The organism is Oceanicaulis sp. MMSF_3324 (assembly GCF_030733545.1).
Taxonomy (GTDB): Bacteria; Pseudomonadota; Alphaproteobacteria; order Caulobacterales; family Maricaulaceae; genus Oceanicaulis.
In genome coordinates this window covers 129,902-139,848 of record NZ_JASHIU010000010.1, presented here as the reverse complement: position 1 = coordinate 139,848, position 9,947 = coordinate 129,902, and the positions used below count along the sequence as shown (strand labels likewise).

Sequence of the window (9,947 nt, the reverse complement as noted above, 5' to 3'; positions counted from 1 at the left end):
GGAGCTCAACCCTCCGATCACCGCGTCTGGTCCCTCAGCCGAGAGGGCGAGGCCCATGCCGAAGACAGCCATGGCGCGACCGGGGACTGGACCCGCGCGCCGGCGGTGACCCTGGCGCTGGCCAAGCGCCCGGGCGCCAATGCGGTCGTGGTCGCCGAGCATGTGCTGGAGACGGTGGAGAGCCTGCGCGGCACGCTGATTCCGGACGGGGTGAGGGTCGATGTCACCCGCAATTACGGAGAGACCGCGGCGGAAAAAGCCAATGAGCTGTTCTTCCATCTCGGGCTCGCCACGGTCTCCATCGTGGTGCTGATCGCGCTGATGGTGGGCTGGCGGGAATCTATCGTCGTGCTGGTGGTCATTCCCACCACCATCCTTCTGACGCTGTTCGCCTCGAACACGTTGGGCTTCACCATCAACCGGGTCAGCCTGTTCGCACTGATCTTCTCCATCGGCATTCTGGTGGATGACGCCATCGTGGTGATCGAGAACATCGCCCGGCACTGGGCGATGAAGGATGGCCGCTCCAAGATCGACAGCGCGGTCCAGGCCGTCGCCGAAGTGGGCAATCCCACCATCGTGGCGACCCTGACCGTGGTGGCGGCGCTGTTGCCCATGCTGTTCGTGTCGGGGCTGATGGGGCCCTATATGGCGCCCATCCCGATCAACGCCTCGGCGGCCATGATCTTCTCCTTCTTCGTCGCCATGGTGATCACGCCCTGGCTGATGGTGAAGATCGCCGGCAATGCCGGTGAGCATGGTCATGGCGCCGAGGATAGCGAGACCCGGCTCGGTCGCGGCTATCGCGCCATTGCGGGCTGGGTGGTGAAAAGCCGGGCGCGGGCCTGGACCTTCCTGATCGGGGCGGGCGTGATGACGCTCGTCATCATGATGATGATCCCGGCGGGGCTGGTGACGGTCAAACTGCTGCCGTTCGACAACAAGTCCGAGTTCCAGGTGATCGTCGACCTGCCCGAGGGCGCGAGCCTTGAAGACACAGAACGCGTCCTGTTTGAGGCGGCTGATGTCCTGTCCGGCGTTGAAGAGGTGATCTCGATCCAGGCCTATGCCGGGACCTCCGCCCCGTTCAACTTCAATGGCCTGGTGCGCCATTATTTCTACCGCACCAATCCCGAGCAGGGCGATCTTCAGGTCAATCTGGCGTCGCGCCATCATCGGTCCCGACAGAGCCATGACATTGCGCTCGAGGCGCGCGCGCTTCTGAGCGACATTCCCATGCCCGCAGGCACGGTGATCAAGGTGGCCGAAACCCCGCCGGGCCCGCCGGTGCTGGCGACCCTGCTGGCCGAGATTTACGGCCCGGATGGCGAGACCCGCCGCGCGGTCGCCGCCGAGGTGCGCCGGATTTTTGAAGAGGTCGACTACATCGTCGATGTGGATGACAGCTTTGGCGCGCCGCGCCCGCGGCTCCAGATCGTGCTCGATCAGGACAATCTCGAATTTTACGGCGTGGAGCAGGGCGATGTCTTCGACACGCTGCGCATCCTGCTGGATGGCCGCGCTGTGGGCTATGCCCAGCAGGGCGATGGCCGCAATCCGCTGGAGATCACGCTCGACCTGCCCCGGTCTGACCGGGTCTGGACCGAACGGCTGCTGTCAACGCCCGTGCCGGCGAACCTTCTGCCGGGCGACCGCACCATTGTGGAGCTGGGCGATGTGGTCAGCGTGCGCGAGGTGGAGGGCTCTCCGGTCATCTATCGCCGCAATGGCCGTTTCGCCGACATGGTGATGGGCGAGCTGGCGGGCCGGTATGAAGCGCCGATCTATGGCATGGGCGCGGTCGCTGACCTGATCGAGAGCGAAAGCTGGCCCGATGGTCTGCCCCGACCCGATATTCGCCTGTTCGGTCAGCCTGTCAGTGACGATACGCCGACCCTGCTATGGGATGGCGAATGGGAGATCACTTATGTGACCTTCCGCGATATGGGCGCGGCCTTCATGGTGGCGCTGGCGGGCATCTATGTGCTGGTGGTCGCCCAGTTCGGCTCGTGCCGCGCGCCTCTGGTGATCCTGACGCCGGTGCCGCTGACCCTGATCGGCATCCTGATCGGGCACGCCCTGTTCGGCGCGCCGTTCTCGGCCACATCCATGATCGGTTTCATTGCGCTGGCGGGGATCATCGTCCGCAACTCGATCCTGTTGGTGGATTTCATCCGTCATGAAGCGCAACCGGATGAGACGCTGCGCGAAACCGTGCTGCGGGCCGGGGCGATTCGCTTCAAGCCGATCCTGCTGACCGCGCTGGCGGCCATGCTGGGCGCGTCGGTGATCCTGTTCGACCCGATCTTCCAGGGGCTCGCGATCTCGCTTCTGTTCGGGCTGTTGTCCTCGACGCTCCTGACCTTGCTGGTCATCCCGGCGGTCTATGTGGTCTTCAAGGATCCCGACACGCCCTATCGGGGTGATGTGAAAAAACCGCACGCCTGACCCGAAAAAGGGGAACTCAACGAAACTTGATCCGTTCTGGTTGCCGGGTGGACGCCTTAAGCATAGGTTAACCTTAACAGAGGGTGGACGCTTGGGGGAGCGGGACAGGCGCGCATGCAGGATCAGGATCGTTATTCATACGGATTAGGCTGGATCTGGGCCCTGGCGGGGCTGATCCTCATCGTCCTGCTGATCTTTGGCGGCTGGCGGATGACGACCATCATCTGGGGCGCGGAGGGCGATGACCCGGTCTATTGGGCCTGCACCGATACTTATGGCGACAAGAACTGCCAGTGCTTCGCCGGCATTCTGAGCGTCCAGCTCTCGCAGCGCGCCTACCAGTCCTATGTGCGTGATCTCGAGCGGGACGCCTATCGTCGTCGTTATTTCGACGGCCGTCTGGCGCAGAACACCTTCACCGGGCGTGACGCACGGGTCTGTGTGGACGCGTCCGATATTTGCGGCGTGCCGGTCTGTGAGCCGCCCCGCTATGACTATTACCAGGACAGCTATGGGGCCGATGAGGCCTATGCGCCGCAAAGCCAGGAGCGGCCCTATGGCGCCACGACAGGCTCCTGGGGCGAGGATTCATGAACCGCTTCTCCATCCTCATAACCGTTGCGCTGGGATTGTTGCTGGCGGGCGCGACCGCCGCCTTCCTCGTTTCCGACAGCGCGGCGCGTCAGTCCATTTTCGATTTTCAGCCCGATCCCGAGCCCGAAGACGACCGCATCCGCGTCTCATCCGCCGATGATGACTGGGAGCCGCGCACCCTGTCCGAAGCCTCGCGCCAGCAGGGGCGCTGGTCGCCGAGCGGTGGTCGTTCGGGCTATCAGCCGCCGATCTATCAAAGCCCCAATTCATGGCTGAACCGGGACCGGAGCCGGAACCGCGGATGGTTCCCCCGGTCGCGTGATTCCTTCCCGGCCGAGCCCTGGTCCTTTCATCTGGAAACGGTGGACCCGGATACGGGCGGCACGAACGCCACGCTTGTCTGCGTGGACGGCGCGGCGGAATGCGTGCCGCGTCCCATCGCAGCACGGGTCTACAGCGAGGCGGCGCGCTACTGGCTGCTGCGCGGCGACGCCGAGCTGACCACGCTGGAGCTTGATTGCGGGGAGACCTATTCCTCGGTCATCGACTTTGGCTGTGAACGCGCCGGCGGTCGTCCGCTGATGCCGGAATCGCGCGAAGCGGCCATGCGCTACTGGAACCGATCGGTGGCCTGGGGCCGTCCGTTCGGCGCGCAATCGTCCATCCTCGCGCAGCGCCGCCTGCAGGCGCACCTTGTGGATTGCCCGGTCACCCACGAAACCCTCGCGCGCATCGCCCGGGATCCTGAAAGCCGGATGGCGGACGTGATCGGGCTCAATCTGCGCCAGGCTGCGCTGTCGGCGCTGGGCTATTACAACGGTTCGATCGACGGCACCTATGGCGCGGAAACGCGCCGGGCCGTGCGCGCTTTCCAGCGCGAGCTGGGCTATGACGAGACCGCCTCACTGACCCCGCGCCAGACCGCGCAGCTGATGTGTCATGCGGCCCAGACCGCGCGCGATCCCAGCGTTCAGAACGTCTTGGGGATCATGCATGCCGTTGGCCTCGGCGTGGTGCAGAACACGGATTTGGCGCTGGAATGGCTGGAAATGGCCGCCGTGCGGGGCGATCCCGACGCCAATTTCAATCTGGCGGTCATCTATGGCACCGGTGCGGTGTTCGGCTCGTACCGCTTGTGCGCCATCGTGGAGAACCCCGAACGGGCGGACGCCTATCTGCGCGACGCCGCCGAGCTGGGCCATGACCTGGCCCGCCGGTTCCGGACCACGCCGGAATTGGCGCGCGCGCCGAGCGCCCAGGCCCGATGGGCGCGAATACGCCAGGAAATCGAGGAAGAAGCCAGTGCAGAACCCGGGCGAGGGGCGCGGGCAATGGAAATTCTGCGCAACGCCATGCGCGCCCGCGTTCCCCCGGCTGAAGCCGGATGTCTGGACGCCAATGCGAGCCGGTGACGGCGAGATCGAGAGGACAGGACCGATGCGCAAATTGACCCTTCTCAGCGTGCTGATCAGCGCCGCCGCGCTCGCAGGCTGCAAGACCGACCCGGTATATGTGGACCCGGTGGACCCGTATTATCCGCCCAGCACCGCGCCGGTGGAGGCCACTGCGGATGCGCTCGCCCTGGATACGGCGGTGCAGGTCTGTGAAGTGGATTCCCTGCGCGCTCAGCGCGATGAGCGCATCGAAGCGGCGCGCGCCTTGTTGATTACGGGGTATGCGTCCGGCGGGGACGTCAACGAGCGCTATGAAGAGACCGAAGGCACGATGCGGGTGGACCAGCCGCCTTCCGGGCCGCAGACCGAGCGTACCGAGATGTTGCGCGCGTTCGAGCTTGATCTCGACGCCGCCTACCGCTTCGCGGCTGGCTCGTGCCGGGCCTATGCCGCCTGCATGCACCAGCGCGGCTATGAGGAGCAGGCCTGCATCGCCTCGCTCAATTCCTGGGAGCGGGCGCAGGACCGGTTTACCGATGTGTCGCTGTCACTGGCGGAAATTCGCGCCGAGATCGCCACGCCGCATCGCCATTATCGCGGACATGGCTATGACCGGGACCGGTATGACCGGCGCTATCACCAGCGCGGACGCCGTGATCGCGATTGTGAAGGCGTGATCGCGGATCTGTTCACCACGGATGCCTGTGACGACCGCCGTCACTAGTGAACAAACGGGCGCTTCTGAGCGCCCGTTTGCTTATCGGCTCTGATAGGGCTCCACCGAACGGACCACCATGGCATAGGCGGTGGCGGCGAGATCGGTGTCGACCCGCTCAAGCTCCATCCGGCCTTCCACCCAGACCGGCTCCCACAGGCTGTCAAAGTGGATCAGCTCGGGCGAGCGCAAATAGACGATCTGGTTGGGCGGCGGGGGCGGCGTGTGCACGCAGGCCCCGTGATAGGGCAGAAGCAGGAATTCCCGGGCCGCGCTATTCTCGGAAAAATCCAGCGGCAGGATATAGCCGGGCATGCGCACCACGACGCCATCAAGATCCTCGACCACATTGAACGTGCCGACCTGACCGTCAATCGTGCTTTGCTGACCCAGCCGGCTCATCAAGGACGGATCGGCGCGGCCTTCGCTCAGCGCCTGCAAGGCCTCCAGATCCTCTTCGGGCAGCAAATCGCTCCAGGCCAGCACTTCGGCGGCGGCGTCCGGGTCCACGGCCACAAGGTCTGTGTCCGGGTCCTGTGAGCGAGGCGCGTCCTGGCTACAGGCAGCGAGGGCCGAGCCGGCGATCAAGCTCACGAAAAGCTGGCGCAAGATCATGATTAACGCTCCTGTAAAAGATGGCGGTCTTCTCTGTCCAGGGAGAGAGAAATGCACGCAGTTTTAAGAACTTTCTGTCACAAACCTTCTGAAGAGCCGCGAAAAGCGGTCCTGGAGGTGGTGTAATGGGTCGTATAAACCCATCGGAACAAAATCAGAAACACGACATCACGCAGCGTATGCGTCAAGCGCAGTACGAACTGGTGTCCAAAAGCGCGCTGCGCGCCGTTCCGCTCAATATCGTGAACGCGCTGCTGCTGACCGCAATCCTGCATCCCTATGTGAATACGCTCTCGCTGTGGATCTGGGCCGGGCTGCTTTGTGTGGGGCCCTTCGTCAGATTTTCAGCCATGTTGCGCGCGCGCCGCGCAGATCGAGCGCCGACCGAGACCGAGATGTATCTTTACATCGCGCTGTCGGCGGTGGTCGGCCTGGCCTGGGGCGCGACCCCGCATCTTTTGTCCTCGAACACGCCGACGCTGGTCTCCCAGATTGTCGGGCTGGTGATCGCCGGCATGGCGGCCGGCGCCGTGCTGACCTCCGCTGGCGAACGCCGGGTGATCTTCGCCTACGCCGCGCCGTCGCTGACGCTGTGGGCGATCGCGCTCATCCGGATCGATGTCTCCACCGGCGCCATCGGCGCCGTGATGATCGCCGGCTTCCTGCTGGGCATCGCCATGCTGGCGAAGACCTACGCCAATACGCTGCTTGAATCGGTTGCGGCGAACCTGGCGCTTGAGGAAGCCAACAAGAAAACGCTCGAGCAAGCCTCCGCGCTGGCTCGCCTGGCCGAGCACAACGACCAGGCGGCGCGCAAGGCCGAGGAGACTGCACGCTCCAGCGCGGTCATGCTGGCCAATATGAGCCATGAGCTGCGCTCGCCGCTCAATGGCGTGCTGGGCATGGGGCAGCTTCTGGACAAGACCCGCCTGTCTGACGAGCAATCGCTCATGGTGGCGCGCCTGCTGGAAAGCGGTGAAAAGCTCGAGGGCCTGATCAATACGGTTCTGGAAGTGTCCCGGATCGATGCGGGCCGTATGGAGCTGGTGGTCGAAGACATTACGGCCAGCGATCTGGCGGATCGCCTGCGTCGTGAACACGCCCCGCACGCCGCCGCCAAGAATATCAGCCTGGATGTGACCTTCGAGGGTGAGGGCGGCCGCGCCTTGCGCGCCGATGGCGGCCGCTTGATGCATATGTGCCGGATCCTCGTCGGCAATGCGATCCGTTTCACCGACGAGGGCGGTGTGACGATCCGCCTGACCATGCCGGAAAACATTCAGGGCCTGTCCACGCTGCGGATCGCGGTGGAGGACACAGGTTCTGGCGTGCCGGAAAGTTCGCGCGAGCAATTGTTCAACGCCATGGGCAAGGACGCAATTGACGAGAATATCAAGCAGGCCGGCACCGGGCTGGGCCTGCATCTGGTGCGCAAGCTGGCCGAGATGATGCACGGCGAAGCGAGTTATCAGCCGGCGGAAAACGGCACGGGGTCGATTTTCTGGTTCGAGGTGAAGCTGCGCCATTCCATCAAGGCGGACCGCTTCGCCGATGGCGAACAGATGTCGGTCTCCAGCCGCCGCCTGCGCATCCTGGTGGGCGAGAGCGATCCGGCCCTGCGGTCTGTGCTTTTGGGGTATCTCAAATCCTTCAACTGCGTGGTCACGTGTTCAGGCAGCTCGGTCGAGCTGGTCGATGAGCTGGGCGCCTCGGCCTATGACGCTGTGATCCTGGGTCAGGAACTAGAAGACGGGGAAGCCGAGGATGCGTCCGCGGATGTGCGCGCCTTGCCGTCCACGGCTGCGATGACGCCCATTGTCCGGCTGGTGCCGGATCTGGATGCGCCCTTGCGGGTAAACGCCATGGAGACCCAGGTGCGCTCACCGGTGTCGGCTGAACTGCTCATGGACGGGCTCAAGCAGGCGCTCGCCAATGACCCGATCGCGAACGCGCAGCTCTATCGCATCGCGTGATCATCGAGCCGTTTATGGAATGAAAAAGCCGGCGTCGACGCCGGCTTTTTTGATGCGATCGCAGGCTAGGCGGCGCCGGGCAGGCGTTCCGCGCCCGACATGCGCCAGTCGGGCGTCAACAACCGGTCCATTTCATCAAAAAAGGCCTTGCGCTGGATGGGCTTGGAGACATAGCCATCCATGCCCGCGCGCAAGCAGTCAGCCTGTTCTTCGCGCAGGGCGTTCGCGGTCAGCGCAAGGATGGGTGTGGCGCGGACCGTGCTGTTCATCTGCCGAATGCGGCGCGTGGCTTCCAGCCCGTCCATGCCCGGCATGCGCACATCCATCAAGATGAGATCAAAGGTTTCGGTTTCCAGCCGAGCGAGGGCGTCTTCGGCGTTGGAGCACACCGAACAGGTCCAGCCGCGCAGGTTCAGGAAGCCTTCGATGACCGCCTGGTTCATGGCGTTGTCTTCCACAAGCAGCAATCGCGGGGCCGGACCCATGGTCTGCAGGGCGTTAGCGTCATCGGACGGGGCTTGCCGATCGCTTTGCGTCTCGGCCAGGGCCACAGGAAGCTCGAACCAGAAACAGGCCCCGGTTTCGCGGTGCGGATCATAGTCAATCAGACCGTCCATCAGGGTGATCAGCTGCTTGCTGATCGCGAGCCCCAGACCCGTGCCGCCCACCGCCTGCCGCGTATCAGGTTCGGCCTGCATAAAGGATTTGAACAGCGTGTCACGCGCTGTCGGCGGCACGCCCCGGCCGGTGTCGGTGACCTCGCCGCGCAGGATCACGCGTGTTGGCGTCAGCGGGGTGAGGGTGAGAAGCACGTCCACCTCCCCTGCATCGGTGAACTTGATGGCGTTACCGATCAGGTTGAACAGGACCTGTTTGAGGCGCACCGGATCCCCCGTCAGCAGGGTGGCGCTCTCGCCTTCGGTGCGCACCGTAAAGCGCAATCCCTTGGCCTGGGCGCGGCCGCGCCAGAGCTGACTGGCGGCATCGGCCAGATCCTCAAGAGAGAAGCTGACCGAACTCAGCTCCATCTTGCCCGCTTCGATCTTGGACAGGTCCAGCACGTCATTGAGCAGGTGGAGCATCACATCGCCGGCGCTCTGGATGCTTTCGGTGAGCTTGCGTTGCTCGGCATCCAGGCCGGTTTCCTGCAAGAGCTGGGTCAGCCCCATCATGCCGCTTAACGGGGTGCGGATTTCATGGCTCATCGTCGCCACGAACTCGGACTTGATCTTGTTGGCGGAGAGGGCTTCAAGCCGCGCTTCGCCCAATTGCTCGGCCAGGGCGACCAGCTTGCGGTTCCGCTCCTCGCTTTCCGACTGGATCATGCGCATCAGGCCGACCCCGGTGCCCACCCCGGCATAGCGGCCCTTGTCGGTAATGATGAAGCCGTCAAAGAGCGCGGAAATGCGGTCGGTGACGATGTGCCGGCTCAGCTGGGACAGAAGGTGGTTGCGGTCCACCACCAGCGGGTCCTTGTCCATCACATAGGTGACGGGCCGTTTGGCGAAGAGCGCGCGGCCATGGGTGTCCGCCATGCGCAGGAAGAAGGCGTTGCGCGCGACCAGGCCGATCGGTTTGCCGTCTTCCACAACGGCGCAGACCAGAAGATCGCTGTCTTCGGAGAACAGGTCATAGACCTGGGATCCGGTAATGCCGGGATCGAGAACAGGGGCCTGCTGCAAGAGGCTTTGAACCGTGCGGCTCATCGGGGCGCTCCGTGGAGTATTGGGCTAATGTCCCGCGAACAAACACATGCTGGCTCTTGCGCGGGTCTTAACACCGCGCCTGTTTCACGGAAGGTTCACCGAACCGTCGCGCCAGTAAACCTGCGGTTACGCCGTCTCGCTTCGCACCCAATCGACAAAGCCCGCAGCGCTGAGCGCGGTGCGGCTTTCCAGCGCCAGAACGCAGGGTTCATCATAGGGGTGCAGGTCCAGGATCGCAGCCTTGGCCCGGTCGGCTGTCGCGGCGGAGGTCTTGAACAGGGCGATGAGTTCCGGCTCGCTCTGAACCTCTCCCTCCCAGCGATAGATCGACCGGCTTTCGCCCAGAATATTGGCGCAGGCGATCAGCCGGTCTTCCAGCAGGCGCGCCGCCGCGCGCTCCACGCTCCCCGCGTCGGGCCAGGTGGTGTAAAGGACGATGACGCCGTCAGCGGCTTCAGTCATGGTCGAGCTCCTTGCAGGCGCGGCTTATAAGCAAGATATA

8 protein-coding genes are annotated in these 9,947 nt (G+C 64.1%); 5 read left to right on the top strand and 3 right to left on the bottom strand.

The genetic code is table 11. The features are described from left to right. From RBA95_RS11195 to RBA95_RS11180, 4 genes are all read left to right on the top strand, one after another. On the top strand, nucleotides 1–2,448 hold a 2,448-nt coding region (locus RBA95_RS11195), incomplete at its 5' end, for an efflux RND transporter permease subunit (RefSeq protein ID WP_306016945.1). Nucleotides 2,449–2,562: 114 nt separating this feature from the next. Continuing rightward, on the top strand, nucleotides 2,563–3,042 hold the full coding sequence (locus RBA95_RS11190; protein WP_306016944.1) for a hypothetical protein: 480 nt from the start codon (nucleotides 2,563–2,565) through the stop codon (nucleotides 3,040–3,042). After that, the gene (locus RBA95_RS11185) at nucleotides 3,039–4,454 is read left to right on the top strand and encodes a peptidoglycan-binding protein (protein WP_306016943.1); all 1,416 of its coding nucleotides are present in this window, start codon (nucleotides 3,039–3,041) and stop codon (nucleotides 4,452–4,454) included. The genes RBA95_RS11190 and RBA95_RS11185 overlap by 4 nt, the downstream gene beginning before the upstream one ends. A gap of 25 nt (nucleotides 4,455–4,479) precedes the next feature. Further along, a complete protein-coding gene (locus RBA95_RS11180) occupies nucleotides 4,480–5,160 on the top strand; it encodes a hypothetical protein (RefSeq protein WP_306016942.1) in 681 nt (226 codons plus the stop codon). A gap of 33 nt (nucleotides 5,161–5,193) precedes the next feature. Here the strand turns inward: RBA95_RS11180 and RBA95_RS11175 are convergent, their stop codons facing one another. Further along, nucleotides 5,194–5,766: a DUF3299 domain-containing protein gene (locus RBA95_RS11175; protein ID WP_306016941.1), complete on the bottom strand. Its 573-nt coding sequence runs from the start codon at nucleotides 5,764–5,766 to the stop codon at nucleotides 5,194–5,196. 179 nt (nucleotides 5,767–5,945) lie between these two features. Between RBA95_RS11175 and RBA95_RS11170 the strand changes: the two genes are divergently transcribed. Then, a complete protein-coding gene (locus tag RBA95_RS11170) occupies nucleotides 5,946–7,739 on the top strand; it encodes a HAMP domain-containing sensor histidine kinase (protein WP_306016940.1) in 1,794 nt (597 codons plus the stop codon). A 65-nt stretch (nucleotides 7,740–7,804) separates the two neighbouring features. On the opposite strand, the gene RBA95_RS11165 is transcribed toward RBA95_RS11170, so the two are convergent. Together RBA95_RS11165 and cutA are read right to left on the bottom strand one after the other, a co-directional pair. Next, nucleotides 7,805–9,445: a response regulator gene (locus tag RBA95_RS11165; protein WP_306016939.1), complete on the bottom strand. Its 1,641-nt coding sequence runs from the start codon at nucleotides 9,443–9,445 to the stop codon at nucleotides 7,805–7,807. Between the two features lie 126 nt (nucleotides 9,446–9,571). Then, nucleotides 9,572–9,907: a divalent-cation tolerance protein CutA gene (gene cutA / locus RBA95_RS11160; RefSeq protein ID WP_306016938.1), complete on the bottom strand. Its 336-nt coding sequence runs from the start codon at nucleotides 9,905–9,907 to the stop codon at nucleotides 9,572–9,574. Nucleotides 9,908–9,947: the final 40 nt, after the last annotated feature.

Bases quoted from the DNA above. Each gene is read 5' to 3' on its own strand.
- RBA95_RS11185 (WP_306016943.1), top strand. From the start codon at position 3,039: ATGAACCGCTTCTCCATCCTCATAACCGTTGCGCTGGGATTGTTGCTG.
- RBA95_RS11165 (WP_306016939.1), bottom strand. From the start codon at position 9,445: ATGAGCCGCACGGTTCAAAGCCTCTTGCAGCAGGCCCCTGTTCTCGAT.
- cutA (WP_306016938.1), bottom strand. From the start codon at position 9,907: ATGACTGAAGCCGCTGACGGCGTCATCGTCCTTTACACCACCTGGCCC.
- RBA95_RS11180 (WP_306016942.1), top strand. From the start codon at position 4,480: ATGCGCAAATTGACCCTTCTCAGCGTGCTGATCAGCGCCGCCGCGCTC.
- RBA95_RS11175 (WP_306016941.1), bottom strand. From the start codon at position 5,766: ATGATCTTGCGCCAGCTTTTCGTGAGCTTGATCGCCGGCTCGGCCCTC.
- RBA95_RS11170 (WP_306016940.1), top strand. From the start codon at position 5,946: ATGCGTCAAGCGCAGTACGAACTGGTGTCCAAAAGCGCGCTGCGCGCC.
- RBA95_RS11190 (WP_306016944.1), top strand. From the start codon at position 2,563: ATGCAGGATCAGGATCGTTATTCATACGGATTAGGCTGGATCTGGGCC.